General features: G+C 60.6%; 14 protein-coding genes. 3 read left to right on the top strand and 11 right to left on the bottom strand.

The window, feature by feature from the left end:
• The first annotated feature begins 6 nt into the window (after positions 1 to 6).
• A complete protein-coding gene (locus VMY05_11845) occupies positions 7 to 726 on the top strand; it encodes a UDP-2,3-diacylglucosamine diphosphatase (GenBank protein HUV31764.1) in 720 nt (239 codons plus the stop codon).
• An 18-nt stretch (positions 727 to 744) separates the two neighbouring features.
• Here VMY05_11845 and VMY05_11840 read toward each other — a convergent pair whose 3' ends face one another.
• The gene (locus tag VMY05_11840) at positions 745 to 1,722 is read right to left on the bottom strand and encodes a site-specific DNA-methyltransferase (GenBank protein ID HUV31763.1); all 978 of its coding nucleotides are present in this window, start codon (positions 1,720 to 1,722) and stop codon (positions 745 to 747) included.
• A gap of 143 nt (positions 1,723 to 1,865) precedes the next feature.
• On the opposite strand from VMY05_11840, the gene prxU reads away from it, so the two are divergent.
• Complete coding sequence (gene prxU, locus VMY05_11835; protein ID HUV31762.1) at positions 1,866 to 2,570, top strand: thioredoxin-dependent peroxiredoxin; 705 nt, start codon at positions 1,866 to 1,868, stop codon at positions 2,568 to 2,570.
• A 38-nt stretch (positions 2,571 to 2,608) separates the two neighbouring features.
• On the opposite strand, the gene VMY05_11830 is transcribed toward prxU, so the two are convergent.
• The 10 genes from VMY05_11830 to VMY05_11785 all read right to left on the bottom strand — a co-directional run bounded on the left by VMY05_11830 (position 2,609) and on the right by VMY05_11785 (position 15,758).
• Positions 2,609 to 4,234 (bottom strand): aconitase/3-isopropylmalate dehydratase large subunit family protein, encoded by a 1,626-nt coding sequence (locus VMY05_11830; protein ID HUV31761.1) that lies wholly within the window; start codon positions 4,232 to 4,234, stop codon positions 2,609 to 2,611.
• The gene (locus VMY05_11825) at positions 4,231 to 4,719 is read right to left on the bottom strand and encodes an HIT domain-containing protein (GenBank protein ID HUV31760.1); all 489 of its coding nucleotides are present in this window, start codon (positions 4,717 to 4,719) and stop codon (positions 4,231 to 4,233) included. Before VMY05_11825 ends, VMY05_11830 begins: the two co-directional genes overlap by 4 nt.
• 318 nt (positions 4,720 to 5,037) lie before the next feature.
• Positions 5,038 to 6,765: a DUF885 domain-containing protein gene (locus VMY05_11820; protein ID HUV31759.1), complete on the bottom strand. Its 1,728-nt coding sequence runs from the start codon at positions 6,763 to 6,765 to the stop codon at positions 5,038 to 5,040.
• 63 nt (positions 6,766 to 6,828) lie between these two features.
• On the bottom strand, positions 6,829 to 8,187 hold the full coding sequence (gene rlmD, locus VMY05_11815) for a 23S rRNA (uracil(1939)-C(5))-methyltransferase RlmD (protein ID HUV31758.1): 1,359 nt from the start codon (positions 8,185 to 8,187) through the stop codon (positions 6,829 to 6,831).
• A complete protein-coding gene (locus VMY05_11810; GenBank protein HUV31757.1) occupies positions 8,187 to 9,104 on the bottom strand; it encodes a cation diffusion facilitator family transporter in 918 nt (305 codons plus the stop codon). The genes rlmD and VMY05_11810 overlap by 1 nt, the downstream gene beginning before the upstream one ends.
• Positions 9,105 to 9,192: 88 nt before the next feature.
• Complete coding sequence (locus tag VMY05_11805) at positions 9,193 to 9,861, bottom strand: YqaA family protein (protein ID HUV31756.1); 669 nt, start codon at positions 9,859 to 9,861, stop codon at positions 9,193 to 9,195.
• 30 nt (positions 9,862 to 9,891) lie between these two features.
• Entirely contained in the window at positions 9,892 to 11,205 is a 1,314-nt protein-coding gene (locus tag VMY05_11800) for a hemolysin family protein (GenBank protein HUV31755.1), read from the bottom strand.
• A 59-nt stretch (positions 11,206 to 11,264) separates the two neighbouring features.
• On the bottom strand, positions 11,265 to 12,128 hold the full coding sequence (locus tag VMY05_11795; GenBank protein ID HUV31754.1) for a zinc metalloprotease HtpX: 864 nt from the start codon (positions 12,126 to 12,128) through the stop codon (positions 11,265 to 11,267).
• Positions 12,129 to 12,192: 64 nt separating this feature from the next.
• Positions 12,193 to 14,358: a cation:dicarboxylase symporter family transporter gene (locus tag VMY05_11790; protein HUV31753.1), complete on the bottom strand. Its 2,166-nt coding sequence runs from the start codon at positions 14,356 to 14,358 to the stop codon at positions 12,193 to 12,195.
• Positions 14,359 to 14,729: 371 nt separating this feature from the next.
• Complete coding sequence (locus VMY05_11785; protein ID HUV31752.1) at positions 14,730 to 15,758, bottom strand: potassium channel protein; 1,029 nt, start codon at positions 15,756 to 15,758, stop codon at positions 14,730 to 14,732.
• 150 nt (positions 15,759 to 15,908) lie between these two features.
• Here VMY05_11785 and VMY05_11780 point away from each other — a divergent pair, with 150 nt between their 5' ends.
• On the top strand, positions 15,909 to 16,298 hold the full coding sequence (locus VMY05_11780) for a VanZ family protein (GenBank protein ID HUV31751.1): 390 nt from the start codon (positions 15,909 to 15,911) through the stop codon (positions 16,296 to 16,298).
• Positions 16,299 to 16,466 lie beyond the last annotated feature (168 nt).

Raw genomic sequence — 16,466 nt, 5'->3', positions numbered from 1 at the left:
TCACCCATGCCGTTGTACATATTCTCCGACGCCCATCTCGGTTCGGCCTCGCCGGACAAGGAAGCCGAGAAAGTCGCCCGCATTGCCGCCCTGCTGGATATCGTGCGGCGTGACGGTGACCGGCTGGTCGTGCTCGGCGACCTCTTCGACTTCTGGTTCGAATACAAGCACGCCGTTCCGAAAGACCACTACGAAGTGCTGTTCATGCTGGATCAACTGATCCGGGCGGGCATCCAGGTCGATTACGTCAGCGGCAATCACGATTTCTGGATAGACGACTTCTTCGAAAAGCAACTGAAGATCCGCGTTCACCGGGACTTTCTTGACCTCGTGTACGGCGGCCGCCGCGTGCACCTGATCCACGGCGATGGCCTGGCCCCGGCTGATCGCGGCTATCGACTTCTCAAAAGGGTTCTTCGCAACCGGCTGAACATCTGGCTGTACCGCAAGCTCCCGCCCGACTGGGCATTCGGGCTGGCCGGGTTCGTTTCCGGTTCCTCGCGCGATTACACGGCCAGCCGCGATCACACTTTTGCACCGGACTACGAGGCCTACGCCAGAGACAAGATCGGTTCCGGTTTCGACGTCGTGGTGATAGGGCACCTCCACATCCCCGTGTACAGCACCATCGACAGCGGCACTTACGTCAACACGGGCGATTTCATCAACCACTTCAGCTACGCCAGGCTGGACGAGGAAGGCATAACGCTGGAATATCTGCCCTAGGTGCCTGGGGCACCGGGTTCAAACCGTCTCGACTCGATCCCGACGCGGGCCGGATTGGGCGCAGGCGGCCGCGATCTCCCGGGCGAACGGATCCTCCCGCTGCCAGCCGGTCTTGCCTGTCTGCCGGAAACGCTCCAGCCGGCGAATAGTGATCTCCGCGTACACCGGGTCAATGTCGCACGTTATACAACGTCGTCCCGTGCGTTCACCGGCCAGCAGGGTAGTTCCGGCGTGCGAGAAGAAATCGACCACGGCATCTCCCTCGGAGGACGAGGCCAGCAGTATTCGCTCGACCGCCTTTAGCGGTTTCTGAGCCGGACAACCGGGAACGTTTTCCTCCATGCGGTAGAACACCTGCTGGATGTCAACCCAGACGTTGCCGGGGCGGATAGTGCGGGACTTCGACCTCTCCAGGTTTTCTCTCATGCGCCCGTCGACTGTCTTGTAATACCCGCGCAGGATTTTCGGGATGTCCGTGTACTGAACGTGAAATTCCGGTTCGCCGAGAGTGTAGTAAAGGAGCTCCTGCCTGACGGCCATCCAGTTCCCGGCCGTTCCGTAGCCGCGCTGGTTTCGCATGGTAACAAGGGATCGCGAGACGAAATCCGTCCGTGCCATCATGTCCATAAACCGGGGCAGCGGCTGGAAGTGATTCTTCTGGTCGGCACCGACCCACACGTACAGGGCCGCGTTGTCGTCCAGCGCCCGCCGCGTGTTGGCCACCCATCGGCGGCAGAACCGGATATACTCTGCGACGGTGCGCCGTGGTCCCAGCGCGAGGTTGTACGGCGGGTCCTGAACGGCCAGTCTTGCCTTCGGATGGCCGCGCGCCAGTTTCCTGATGAACCCGGCATCGCCGCCATCCCCGCACCCCACGGTGTGGTGTCCCTGCGGATCATGCCAAATCTCACCTGCCCTGAGCCTGCAATACGGGAGCAACCTGTCCGCGTCGCCCTGCCCGCCGTGCTCGTTGCGCCTGCGCTGCCGCCGCTCCATTACACCATTCTACCAGCCTGCTCTCCGGCATCAACTAAAACTCGTTGACCGGCTTGTTGACTTGGCACCGATTTGTGCCCTACATTTGCACGTTCAATTCACCAGCGGCTGAATCAACACATATCTGCGAGAGAGGAAGAACCATGGCGGAAACTCTCGGGTGCGCCCGGCCCACCGGAACGCTGGTCGGACAGAGAACTGAGACGTCAAACCCTGAAGCAGTTACAAACAAGGAGGTCCCCGAAATGTCAGTACGCGTGGGACAAAAAGCACCGGACTTTGAAGCCCCGGCTTTCCACCAGGGAAAATTCACCACCGTCAAGCTGTCCGATTCGCTCGGACACTGGACGATGCTGTGTTTTTACCCCGGAGATTTCACGTTCGTCTGACCGACGGAATTAGCGACGGTCGCCGCTTCTCAGAAAACGCTGAACGGTCTGGACGCCAGGGTCCTGGCCTGCTCGGTGGACTCGACGTTCGTGCACAAGGTCTGGAATGCTGAAGAGTTGAGCAAAATGGTGGACGGTGGTTTTCCGTACCCCATGCTTTCCGACGCCGGCGGACACCTAGGACGCACTTACGGCGTCTATGACGAAAAGGCCGGTGTCAACATGCGCGGGCGCTTCATCATCGACCCCGACGGGGTCATCCAGGCGATGGAGATCCTCACGCCGCCGGTCGGGCGCAACATTGCAGAGACGATTCGCCAGTTGCAGGCCTTCCAGCACGTCAGAGAGACCAAGGGTGCCGAAGCTACTCCGGCTGAGTGGCTCCCCGGCAAACCCACGCTCAAGGTCGGCCCGAATCTCGTTGGAAAGGTGTGGGAGATCTGGAAACCGGCCGGTTAACCGCGGTCTGATCCGGATCAGCCGCCCGCGCCGTCGATCTACTTCATGTAGCGGGTGGGGTCGGTAATCTCGGCGTTGAGCGCCGAGGCGGCCAGGGTGGCTGCCGAACAAAGGTACAGCTCGGCCTCGTTCGACCCCAGGTGCCCGAGCAGGTGCGAATTGGTGGTAGCCAGGCAGCGCTCGCGTGGAGCCAGCAGAGCGTGCGGCATCCCCTGGCAGGGGCAATTGCTGGAACTCATTACGACCGCACCCGCCTCGGCCAGCACCCGAATCAACCCCTTCTTGAGAGCCTCGAGATACACCGATCGCGATCCGGGGATGACTATCATCCGGCAGTCCGCGTGCACCTGCTTGCCCTTGAGAATGTCAGCGGCCGCCCTGAGTTCGTCGAACCTTCCTGAGGCACACGAGCCCAGGATCACCTGGTGTACGGCCAGTCCCTCGAGTTCAGCCGCCGGCCTGACCCGCGCCGCGCCGCCCGGTCCGGCTACCTGCGGCAACAGTTGATCGACATTGATCTGGTACATCTCCTCGTACTCGGCATCCTTGTCAGGAATGACCGGCGTGGAACGACCGGCCGCCCGGCCGGCCAGGTATCGCCGGGTAGTGGCATCATAGGGGCACAGGGCCGCAACCGCGGCCATCTCGACGGAAAGGTTGGCCAGAGTGAACCGCTCGCTGATCGTCATCTGCGAGACCACTGATCCTGCATACTCGATCGCCTTCTCCTGCGCACCGGCACTGCCCAGACGACCAATGATCGACAGAACGATATCCTTGGCGTACACCCCTCTATAACGGCGACCGCCGACAATGATCTTGACCGTCGCCGGAACCTGCATGGCGTGTCCGCCGGTCGCCCATAACCCGGCCATGGCGGCATCATCGATATCGGCGGCAAAGGCTCCGAGACAGCCGTATGACAACGCCTGACCGCCGGTCCCCAGGGCCAGCAGACCGGGCAGGATATGCCCCTTTTCGACCACCACCTGATGGCTGGACCCGTCCTGCAGATCGTAAAAGTTCCTGATACCCTGACGCTTGACGAATTCGCGAACCGCCCTGTGATCGACCGCCCGATCACGATGACCGTCAGACTGGCCAAAACCGAGCGTGATTACAATCTTGTTAGGATTCCACACGTAGTCCACGCCGCGGGAGCGAAACGCCTTCAGCGCCCCCACCGAACTGCCGTGCAACACCGCTATATCCGGCTCCACGTCGAGCCATTCTCCCGCGGCCACATTCTCACGGCCCGCCGCCCGGGCCAGGATTTTCTGGGCCATGGTGCGTTTCCCGTAAAGCGAGGCGGCGTGGACGTTCAGCCGGGAGCCGGGGAAGTTTAACTCCAACTGTTCCAGCTTGAGAAAGGCCGGCTTCTCCCGAAACCCGTACCGCCGCCGCCAGTTGTAAAACGCGGCCTTGGATATGCCCAGCTCCAGCCCGGCTTTCTCATCGTCCCCGTACCGCTCCCAGAGGTTGCGGATCTCCTGTTCCGAAAACTTGGGCAGCGAGTACTTGGGGATATTCTTCTTGCGCCGCCAGTAAGCCACCAGGTACGCCGGTACGCCGCCCAGGCGTTCGCCGATTCTCTCATCGGTCTTGTACAGCTTCTGCAACTGCAGCAGCTCGGCCTTGGTCGGAATCTTGCGACGCCTTTTCATAGCCGGTCAAACTCCGCCCTGATTTTCTCATACACCAGTTCGAGAGGCACCGAGACGACGTGAGTCTTGCCGATCACGGGCATGAAATTCGTGTCGCCCGACCAACGGGGCACGACGTGCATGTGCAGGTGACCGGGAATCCCGGCGCCGGCGCAGCGACCGAGGTTCATGCCAAGATTGAGTGCATTGGGCTTGAGAGCTTTCTTGATTACCGCGACGGTCCTGCGCGTCAGATCGAAGAACTCCGTCGACTCCCGGGAGGTCAGGCGTTCCAGTTGGCCGATGTGGCGCTTTGGGACCACCATGGCGTGACCCGCATTGTACGGGAACTTGTTGAGGATGACAAAGGCCGTCTCGCCACGGTGAAGAATCAGGTTCTTAAATGAATCCTTCGCCTCGACGCGGTTGCAGAAAACACAGCCCTTCTCTTTTTCTGTAAGAATGAACGCCGATCGCCAGGGCGCCCAGAGCTTCTCATCCGCCATAGCGGTTAAGTATACGTCGGTTCGACGGCGCGCGAAAGCAAAATCCTGGCGCACCTGCTATCCCCGTACCGGAAAGACGGTTGCCGGTTCGCAGCCTGTTACAGTAGGTTTGGGCGGAACCCGATCATGCTCCGATGAGCCCAAGCGACTCAACCATAAGCTCTTACAATCGTGAATTGCCGGACCGCCCGAAGAAACTTCAGTCGATTGACCGCCAACAGGTACCAACAAATGTCTTCACGTCTCGGTTCGGACGCAGCCTGCTGCAGGAAATAAAGTGGCCGGGGCAGATATGCGGTGTGGTCGGACCGGCGCGGCCTACGGCACCGGTTCCAGGTTCATGATCTCCCACATCATCGCGGGAGGGATCGATCCCTCGGCCAGCAGGGCATCATAGAAGTCACGTTCGTCAAACGAGCCGGGATCGTTCGCCTCGGCGGCGGCTCGCAGCCGTTCGATCTCCGTCTTGCCCATCAGGTAGGACATCCATATGGTCGGCGTAAGAGTGTACTTGCGAATCGACGTGCGGATATATTCCTTTTCCGACTCCGTTTCGGCCTCGAGCACATCGGTCATCCAGTCGACGCACTCCTGGTAGGTGAACTGTTCGGTGTGCAGCTTGACATCGGCCACGATTCGGGCTGCACGAAAGACAATCCCTCCGAGTATCGCGAGCCACTGGGCCGGGTCTTCGTCCCCGTACAAACCGGCGTTGTACATCATTTCTTCACAGTAGAGGGCCCAGCCCTCGATCATCATGTAGTTGCGCTGCCACCGGCGGACCTCGCTTTCGTGGCGGCCGGCAATCTGCATCTGGAGATGATGGCCCGGGAACGCCTCATGCACCACCGATCCTTTGAAACCGCGCCGATGTACGTATCGGTACAGTGCCTCGAGTTGCTTGCGGTCCAGAGCCTCGGGGACGGGGCGAATGTAAAAGTACCCCTGCTGGCTGGTGTCGAAGGGACCCGCCGGCAGGTAGGCGATGCCGGGAATCATCGACCGCATGAACGGCGGCGTTTCGACAACTGAAACGTCCGCGATGTCCTCCGGCACGTTTAGGAGATCAGTCATCTGGACGAACAGCTTGATCTGGTTGGTTTCCCACTGATAGTAGTCGAGAACGTCCTGCCGGGTAAAGCTGGCCGGCACAAAAACGGAATCCTGGCCGTTCTGGTGGTACTGTTCCACGTACATTTCATATTCGTCGTAGGCACGCTTTGCCTCGTCGAGCAGCGCCTCCCCCACCCGCAACAGCGAGTCGGAGTCAATCGTCAAGAAATACTCATGGCTGAGCTTGTAATCGAAGTTCCCCTTCCCGATCGCGAAAGCCGTTCCCGAACCGGCCTCGAGCCGGGACACGAATTCCAGATAGTCGTTCATGGCCTCGCGGGCCTTGGTGGAGACCCGTGAGATCTCGTCGGCCCGGTCCGGAAAGGCGCTCATCAGTTGGGACGCCACCTGCCGGTAGAATTCCATCCCGGACTCGAGGGCTGTGGTAGCCGCGTCCACCCAGACTCGGGGAGGAGCTTTGACATTCTTCCGAGCCGTGCTGAAAAGCCCCGGCACCGCCTCCATCCGCGAGAGGATGGAATACAGCTTCTCGGACAGGGGAGCGTGCTGAGACAGCATAAGAAAGTACACGCCGTTGACCGCTTCTCCGACGTACAACTGGGGAGACTTCTTGTGCCATTCGATCTGTTTGAGATCCTGCAGTGCGATATCGACGTTGGACTTTATCAGTTTGTAATCGACCTGCTGCGCCGGCGTGAACCGGGTGTTGCGAAACCTGTACAGCTGTTGCTCATAGTCGTTGAGCTTTTTGATCATGCTCTTGACGGAGGAGGAGGAATAGTCGGCCAGGCGATGGTCGTACGAGTGGATACCCATTTCGGTGGCCCTCACGGGGTAGAACGACTGGAGAGTTTCCAGGATTTCGTGGGCCAACTGCTCGAACGTCTGATTCTTTCCGGCCGCCGGGCCCGGCGGAGTAACCGCCATCAAAACAACCGAAAGCGCCAGGCCGATGGTAAATCTGCGAAGCATGAATCCTCCTTGACCTTATGAATCGGCCAAAGTACCACATTTCCTTATGCCGTGCAAGTTGTCCTATCTACGATAAAAGAGGGCGACAAGTTCGATATGCTTGGTATGAGGGAACATATCTACGGGAACGACACGGGGCAGGCGGTATCCGGCATCGGCGATCAGCCGAGCGTCGCGGGCAAAGGTCGCCGGATTGCAGGAAATATACAGCAGCTTGGCGGGGGCCAGGGCCAGAATTCCCGCAAGAGCTTTCCGATGGAGGCCGGCCCGAGGCGGATCGACAACGACGATATTGTACGATTCCTGCCCAACGGCGCCCGAGGCCAGCACGTCTTTCACGCTGCCGTGAATGAAGGTAATATTGGCGATTGAATTGGCGGCCGCGTTCCGACGGGCAAGTTCTACCGCCTCACCGACCAGTTCCACTCCCACCGCCTCGCGGACCTGGCCGGCCAGGAGCATGCCGATAGTTCCCGTACCGCAGTACAGGTCGAGCAGCCGGTCGCCCGGCTCGGCGGCAAGCAGACGGGAGGCCGTCGTGAAAAGCGTCTCGGCCTGCGCCGTGTTGGTCTGGAAGAAGGTGCCGGCCTCGATCCGAAAGCGCAGACCGCCGATCTCTTCCTCAATGCAGCCGGGCCCGTAGAGAACGCTTTCAACCTCACCGGTCGCCACGTTCGACTTCTGACCGTTCTGATTATGCACGATGGTGGTGACCTCGGGGAACTCCCCGGTTAACGACGCGACGAGCCGCTGGCCGGCCGGGATGTCGCCATAATTGGTGACAATGTTGACCAGGACCTGGCCGGTGCGTTTGCCTTCACGGATCACCAGAAAGCGCATGAACCCGATGTGCCGCCGGACGTCATAGACGGATATCCCCTCGTCGGCTACAAAGCGCCGCACCCGGTCGACCAGGCGGTTCGAAAGCTGAGACTGCAGGTGACATTCGTGCAGGTCAAAAATCTCATCGAAACGGCCGCGCCGATGCAGCCCCAGCGTAAAGCCGCCGTCAGGCGTGGCGTGAAACGAGAACTCCATCTTGTTGCGGTAGTGAAAGAGGTCCGGCGAACCGACGGCATCGGCTACGTCTACCGAACCCAGGACGGCCAGCCGCTCCAGGCAGGCGACAACTTGTCGTTTCTTATAGTCGAGCTGATGATCGTAGGTAAGGTCCTGCCAAGCGCAGCCGCCGCATAGGCCAAAATGGGAGCACACCGGCGTGATGCGGGCGTCGCTCGCTCGCACCACTTCGTGCACGATCGCCTGGCTATAACGTGGTCTGGAGCGCACGATCTCGGCCAGCACGGTCTCCCCGGGAAGGCCGCCGTCGCAGAAGACAACCTTTCCGTTCAGATGCCCCACCGACCGCCCGTCGGAGGCGAGGTCCGCGATTTCCAGTTGGACAAGCTTTTTATCCGGCATTACTCGTGCTGATTGTTGTCGTGCCGACAGAGCAGTTCGGGCCGGGCGCATACGTCTCTTTCGATCTGTATGGTGCCATGCCCGATGCCGAAGCGCTCCTGCAGCATGCCACTGGTCTGCTCTATTATGCCCGGCCCCCGATGAAAATCCTCCTCGTTCAGGCAGACGTGACACGAGAGAGCTACCTCGTGTGACGAGAGGGACCAGATGTGCAGGTCGTGCACGTCGCGGACACAGGGAACGTTCAGGATTGCCCGGTGAACGGCGTCGAAGTCGATGCCCGGCGGCACCGCCTCCAGGAAGACCCACACCGCCTCCTTTATCACCAGGTACGAGGACCAGAGAATCATCAGGCCGATCAGCGCCGACAGGACGGCGTCTATCACCACCCACCCGGTCAGCTGGATGATCACGGCGCCGATCACGACGGCCACTGAGGACACCGTGTCGTAGGCCATGTGCAGAAAGGCGGTCCGCATGTTGAGCGACTTTCCCCTCTCCGACGAGAGGAACCAGACCGAAAAGACGTTGCCCAGCAGACCGACCACCGCAACGGTAACGAACAGCCCCGGATGGCTGATCGCCTGCGGACTGCGCAGGCGCCCGTAGGCCGCAATGAAGATGAAGACGGCGATAACGACCAGGGCCATGGCGGAGATCAACGCCGTCATGACCTCGAGGCGCTTGTAACCGTACGTGGAACGTTTGGTCGCCGGCAGCTCCGACCCCTTGACGCCAAGCCAGGCCAGAACAAGGGCGGCAACGTCAGACAGGTTGTGCACGGCATCGGCCAGGAGAGCCAGGTATCCCGTGAGCAGCCCGCCGACGAACTCGGCTGCCGTAATCCCGGTGTTAAGCAGGATCGTCCAGGCCAGCTTCCTGGCCGACAGGCCGGTAGGTGCATAATTGCGTTCCACAAATCAATATAGCGCCCCGCAACCGGCGACGGTACGTCAAAATCTCGGGTATGCTCTTTGCACTGAGGGGAAAGGCGCGACGGCGAGGTCAGTCGCCGCGCAGGAAGCCCAGCGACATGAATCCGAGCACCAGCAGGACAACGAAGGCGACCGCCAGGAGGTTGAAATACTTGTCGATGAAGCTCCGGATACGCTCGCCGTATTTATCGAACAGTATGCCGATCAGCCCGGCCACGATGAAGAAACGGAGCGACCGGCTGATGGCCGAAGCCGCAACAAATACGGCGAAACTCATTTTGAAAAAGCCGGCCGCGATGGTGAAGACCTTGTACGGCACCGGCGTAAAACCGGCAATACCAACCGCCCAGGCACCCACCCTCGCCCCCCAGATTTCCTTCTCGTTAAACCAGTACATAGCTGTTTGCAGCAACTGGTCGGCATCGACCCCCGACAGCCAGGCCGCCAGACTCAGCAGCTTGTGACCGATGAGATCAAAGGCGGCGAAGCCGATGAGGTAACCGAGCATGCCGCCGATCAGCGATCCGACCGAGCAGACCAGGGCAAACCGCGCCCATCTCTTATGGGCACCCATGCACAGGGCGATCAGGAGCGCATCGGGCGGCACCGGGAAAAAAGAGGCCTCGGCGGCTGAGAGAATGAAGAGCGCCGACTGGCCGTGGCGGGAAGTGCCCCAGCTTAACACCCAGTCGTACAGGCGGCGGCTCCACCTGAACGGCGCTTGCAGAACGGCTATCATCGTTGCGGTACCAGTCTCCCACCAAGGCGTCTAATTGTCCTTAGTATCGGCCACTTTTTCGAGTTTCAACCGGAGAATCCGGTTCTCATCCTTGGCCAGCACGGTCAGCCTGACATCGGCGATCTGAACGGACTCATGCTTGCCCGGGAAGCGGCCAACCGTATCAATAAACAACCCGGCCAGCGTCTCCGCCGCGTCCTCGGGCAGGCGGCTGTCAAGCACCTCGTTGATATCTCCCGGCCAGACCGTGCCGCTGGCATAGGCGATCGCGTCCGAGTGTTTCACTATCGGCGCGGCTTCAGCGTCGTACTCGTCGCGGATCTCGCCAACAAGCTCCTCCAGTATATCCTCGAGGGTGATAATACCGAAGGTGCCGCCGAACTCATCGAGCACCAAGGCGATATGGTTCTTGCCCTTCTGAAAATCTTTCAGCAGCGTGGGCAGCAGCATTGAATCCGGCACAAAGAGCGGTTTGCGCAATAACCGCCTGAGAGAAAAGCCCTCCGCCCTGGTATCCACGCCGATGAGATCCTTGGCGTAGATCACACCGATTACCTTGTCTATCGTGCCGTCAAAAACCGGGTACCGGCTGAACCCGTGTTTTACGATGGCCTTTACCATGGCTTCCGGATCAACGCCGATATCGAAGCCGACCACGTCGGCGCGCGGCTTCATGGCACGGCGAACCGTCGAATCAGAAAACTCGAACAGGGAACGAACGAACTCCTGCTCCGTCTGGTCGAAAACACCCGTCTCCTTACCTTCGACGAGCATCAGATTAATCTCGTCCTCGGTCACGCCTCTTTCCGTATGGGCTCGCCTGATCCCGAACAGGCGGACCAGGAGGACTGAGACCGTGGCCAGAAACCGGGAGAAAAACGACGTCAGTCGAACGAACACCGTGATAGGCCCGGAGACGTACCGGGCAAACCGTTCGGGAAAGGAGAGGGCCACGTACTTGGGCACGAGTTCCCCAAGTATGACCGAAAGGCCGGTAATGGCGAGAACGACCAGCACCACGGACAGCGGCTTGGCAGCCTGGCTAATGATTTCGATCGACGAAGCCGCAAGACACACTCTGAGCTTCTCGACGACAGTGACGCCGCTGAAAACTCCAAGCAGAGCCCCCACCAGCGTGATTCCCACCTGGACGGTGGCCAGGAAGCGCTCCGGATTCTGGTATAACCGAACCGCCCTGGTAGCCCCCATCTTGCCGCGCTGTGCTTTTTGCAGGAGTCTGCTTCTGCGACTGGCAATTACGGAGAATTCCGAGAGGGCAAAAAAACCGTTGGCCAGCACCAGGGCGAGAATGGCCAGCAGCTCTATTAACAGGCGACTATCCATTCCCGGCAAGCGCCTTTCGTTCGGGCAACGGGATGTCGGAGCCGTCGGCTGTCTCAGTGTCAGACATAGTACTGGTACGGTGCCTGCTGGGCCAATTCCTTAAGCCTGGCGATTCGCTTTTCCACCGGCGGGTGAGTCGAGAACATGACGGCCAATCCTCTGCCGGAAAGCGGGTTGGCAATCATCAAATGCGCCGTGGCGGGGCGCGCATCAAGGTTCAACCGAATCGGTGAGCGATGAAGCTTCTGCAGGGCCGAGGCCAGCCCCTCGTACTTGCCCGTAAGGCGGCCGCTTGCGGCGTCCGCTTTGTACTCCCGCTGTCGAGAGATGGCCATCTGCAGGACAAGAGCCGCCAGCGGCGCAACTATCGCGGTCACCAAAAGACCGATCCCGCCGCCGCGGTTGCCCTCGCGGCTGTAACCCCCGAAAATGGCACCGAACCTCGCAATCGATGCAAGAATGCCAATGGCACCGGCAAAGGTCGCCGCCACCGTCCCGATCAACATATCCCGGTTGCGGATATGGGCAAACTCGTGCCCGATTACACCTTCCAGTTCATCTTCGCTGAGCAGTTCCAGCAGACCCTCTGTAACGGCCACGGCTGCATGCTCGGGATTCCGGCCGGTGGCGAACGCGTTGGGAGCCCGGGTGGGAACCACGTATACGCGCGGCTCCGGCAGCGCGGCCTGCGTCACCACCCGCTTGACCACGCGCAGAAGGCGCGGTTGATCGCTTTCATGAACCCGGACGGCCCGATACATACGCAGGACCATCCGGTCAGAGTACCAGTAGGTGATGAAATTCATGGCGGCGGCGAGCAGAAAGGCCAAATACAGACCGTTTCGCCCCCCGATGAAGAAGCCTGCTGCCATGAACAGAACCATCAGCCCCGCCATGAGCATTGCAACCTTCAGTCCATTCATACGCTCACACGACCTCGTGCCATCTGACTACTGTACGATCCGCATGCCAACCTGGTTTTGCCGACTACCGGGTTTTCTTGCGTTTGGTTCTCCCGAATGAAGTCACTTCCTCACGGGAGAACTTGTCTTTTGCTTCCGGTATCTCTTCGTCCCCCGGCTCGGGCGGTTTGTGCCCGTTGCGGAATTTCTCACCGCGGCGCGATCTGGGTCGGCCATACTGGGCACCGGCCTCTTTCTCCTCACTTTCCGGCACGGCCGAACCGACCCCTTCGGGTATGGACGGCTGTTCCGTCTCACCGACGGTCTCACTCTCCGGGGCGGATGCCTCGGTCTCCTCCCGGTCCCCGGGAGGCCCGGCGGCCTCGCGTGACGATGTCTGCTCGTCGCCCGGCGGTTCCGGACTTGTCAGAGGCACCGGCTGCGTTTCCGGCTCGGCGTGCGATTCACCGCCCGTTTCAAAACCTTCGGAGCCTTCGATGTCATCCCGCTCGGAAACTCTTTTGAGTTCCCGGGCGATGGTTTCGGGGCTGAGCCTTCCGCTCCTGCCTGAACCGGTGTCGTCTGTCGGACCACGGTCCGGCTGCCGGCCGTGCGAGCCGGCTGATGCTCCGTGGGTGCGGTCACCCCGGTGACGGCCGCCGCGCGCCGAGCCTCTCTCCGGGCGGTCGCCGTGATCACGTGCGCCGGCGACTCTTGCATCCGCTTTATCGCCGGTCAATGGGCTGTCGGCGGGACCCGTGACGTCCATATCCAACTTCGGCGTGTGTACCGGCGACATATCAAACGGGGACCGGCTTTCCTGCCGGCTTGGCTTCTCCTGGGACGCCGGGGCCCGAGTTCCCGAGGCCACCCCGGGGGCCGTTTTGCCCGCCGGACGAGACCTTCCCCTGCGCTCCTCCGGGCGGTGCTCTCTGGCCCGCCGAGGCTCGCGTTGATCGGTCCTTCGGCGAACAGGGGCGGGTGCCTCGCCGCGTCCGCGACCGGCAGGTCGCCGCGGCCGCATGGGCGGGCGCTCCCTTTCACGGGTGTGCGTAACACGAGCCGTTTTGAACTCGAAGGACTCAGCGATAACGACCGCGACGACGGAATCGGACCAGACGTTCACCGCACCCCTGAGACGATCAACCAGCCAGTCGACCAGCAGCACCATGGCCAGGCCCGCGGCCGCTCCCGCCGGCAAGCCCAGGACGGAGATCTGCGTCAGAACGATGGCCGGTACGGCGTAAGGCAGGCCGACCTTCCCGACCGCCAGCAGCAGGGGCAGGATGACTATGCCGGCATACTGAAAAAGTGACAATTCGAACCCGGAGGCCTGGGCCAGAAAAACCGTCGCCACTACCGTGCACAACGCCGTGGCGCCAACGTTGAGCACGGGGCCCAACGGGGCCACGAGCGCGCCCGCCCGGCTGTCCAGGGTTTGCCTCGAGGCCAGGCCGAGGTGTGTGAACGGCAGCACGGCCAATGAGGAGGAAGCCCCGAACGAAGAGACAACGGCCGGTGCCATAGAACCGAACAGCCTGATTACAGGCTGTTTTCCGAACAGCTTAGCTGTCAGAGGGAGGATTATCACGGCCAGAATCAGCAGAGCCAGCACGACGGCCAGCAGATAACCCGCGGCCGCCTGGACAATCATGTTTATGGCCGGTTGTGACTGCCCGCTGCCCGGGAGCAGGCTGGCCATCGAGATACGCGTCACCTCGTCCCTGGCTATCATTGAGCCCACCAGGGAGAACATGCCGAGCGGTGCTGCATACAGGAGTCCTCGCAGCACTTTGGTCAGCGCCTGATCGGCCTGACCCAGGAAATTGGTCATCGTCCTGGCCCTGCTGCCAAAGGCGCTCAGGGCACTGCCGAAGAGCAGGCTGAACACCACCAGGCCGATGTAACTCCAGGCCGGCAGATGCAGAACCCCCGCCGGGGACCAATCCCGGTACAGATCACTAAAGACCCTCGCCGCGCCCTCACCGGGGCGAAGAACCTCAACCGTGGCCAGCCCGATGCCGGCCGCCACAAGGCCAATAACGGCGAAATACAAAATGGCTTTGCCCGTGACCGCGGATACTTTCTGCCGATTCCCCATCTGAAATACGCGAACCACTATAGTCGTCAGCAGCAGCGGCAGGATTGCCACCGTAAGAGCGTCGATAAACAGGTCGCCCAGGAAGCCTATTGCCTCCATAAACCGCGGCACCCATACCCCGAGCAGGCCGCCGAGAACTACTCCAACCAAGATTCCCGGCACTACCCATCTGTTTGTTTTTCCTGACATTCCAGTCTCATATGTTGCGGTCCGCCCAAAAATACTCAGACCGGCCACTGGGGACGGACCAATACTCGTCTTTGCTTACCTATCTACTACAACAGTCCTGCAGATACATTTCTCGGGCCGGTTGTTCGGATTTAGTATTTGTCCCTTACCACCAGCGCCGCTCTGACGGCATGAAGCCGGCGGATCGATTCAAAAACAGCCTAACTATATAACATAGACCCCGCCCGGCCCGACGGCAAGGCCTTTTTGCCCCCGCCCACGTAACTGACGGCAGAATTGGCATATCAGCAGGCTAACCGACCGCGCTGGAAAGGCTTACTTGCACAGAAACATCAGCCGCGCAAGTCGCGGCTCAACCTCTCCAGGTGCTCCGTGTGGCCCAGCAGCACGAGCACGTCACCCGCGTTCAGAACCGTATCCGGACCCGGATTCACGCTCATCTTCTGTCCGCGCTGCCTTATCCCGATGATCGTGACCCCGTACTCCTTCTTCAGTGAAGACTCCATCAATGAGCGGCCGGACAGTTCCGACTCCTCCGGAATCACGAGTTCCTCAACGAGCAGCCCCTCATCACCCAGCGCGGTCATTTGCATGAAGTCCACGACGTTGGGCTGCAAGGCGGCCTTGGCCATGCGCATGCCGCCGAGTATGTGCGGTATGACGACGCTGTCCGCACCGGCCCGCTTGAGCTTCTTCTCCCCTTCCTCGAAGTCGGCCCGCGCAATGATGTTCAGATCGGGTTGCATCTGTCGTGCGGTGAGAGTCAGGTAAACGTTCTGAGCTTCGTTCGGCAGGGTCGATATGAGCGTGCGCGCCCGCGCAATTGACGCCGCCGTCAGAACGTCCTCGTCGGTGGCATCCCCCTGCACGAACAGGTGGCCGTCCGAAACGAGTTGCGCGATTCCGCCGGGATGGTTCTCGAGAACAACGAACGGCACCCGCTTAAGGGCAAACTCCCTGGCCACCTGCCGGCCGACCCGGCCGTAACCGGCGATGATAAAGTGACCGGACAGCTTCCTGAGCTTGGCTTCCATTTTCCTCCTCACGACCAGTTCCTTGAACTGCCCTTCGAGCACAAGTTGAGCGATGAAGGACACCGTTGCCCCGGCCACAATGACGCCTACAAAGATGAGACCTATGGCAAACAGCTTCCCCGCCGGATGCAACGGGCTTACCTCACCGAAACCGACCGTCGAGAGAGTGATAACGGTCATATAGAGAGCATCCAGCGGCTGCATCCGCTCCAGCACGACAAACCCCAGGGACCCGCTCACTACCAGCACGAGCCCGGTCACGGCGGCCAGGCCCAGTTTGCGCAAGGGGCTAAGTCCGCCGGCAATATCGTACTGCGACCCATTCATATCCGAAGTGCTACTTAACAGGAATCGCGCCCGGCAACCACTTAAAAACTTAGCCGTCGGCGGCCGGTGCAACGCAGTGTTTTGAGCTTGACTCCGGGACTCGCCAGCCTTAGGGATACCCTGGAATATCACGCCAGCACGGGATGCGTAATGCTCAGAAAGTTTGTCCTGTACCATTCTCCGGCCATACTGTGTGCCGGAGCCATTATCGTGCTGTCCTCGATTCGGAATCTGCCCGCGCCGGAACTCGAAGTCGTCGCCGTGGACAAGATTGCGCATTTCCTCGAATACGCAGTCTTTGCCTTTCTCCTGTACCGATCGTTTTCCCATCTCGGCTCGGCCGTTACGGCCGGTCCGGCCGCCCTGCTGGCCCTGCTGGTGGCCGCCGCCTTTGCATCCCTGGACGAGTACTACCAGCAGTTCATACCGGGCCGGTCTGCCGACCCGTACGACCTGGTCGCGGACCTGCTCGGGACGGTGGTTGTCCTGGCTTATCTGTTTCTCCGGCAACGAGCTACCACCCCCCGCTCCAGTCCGTAGCTGTGCGCATTTAGTACAAGCCTGAGCCCGCATAAAGCCTTGACAACGGCGGAGAATCCCGTATATTCAGCGTGGTTGATAAGGGGAAAAAGCAAGACTTGCACCGTTTACTGCAAAGCCTCTTCTACTCCCTTTTCTTGGTCTAACATAACCGGCGCAGGCTGTGCG

The sequence above is a fragment of the Acidobacteriota bacterium genome (assembly GCA_035529075.1).
In the GTDB taxonomy this organism is placed as follows: domain Bacteria; phylum Zixibacteria; class MSB-5A5; order GN15; family FEB-12; genus DATKXK01.
The sequence above is the reverse complement of the archived record's forward strand: the minus strand, read 5'-3'. Positions and strand labels throughout refer to the sequence as shown.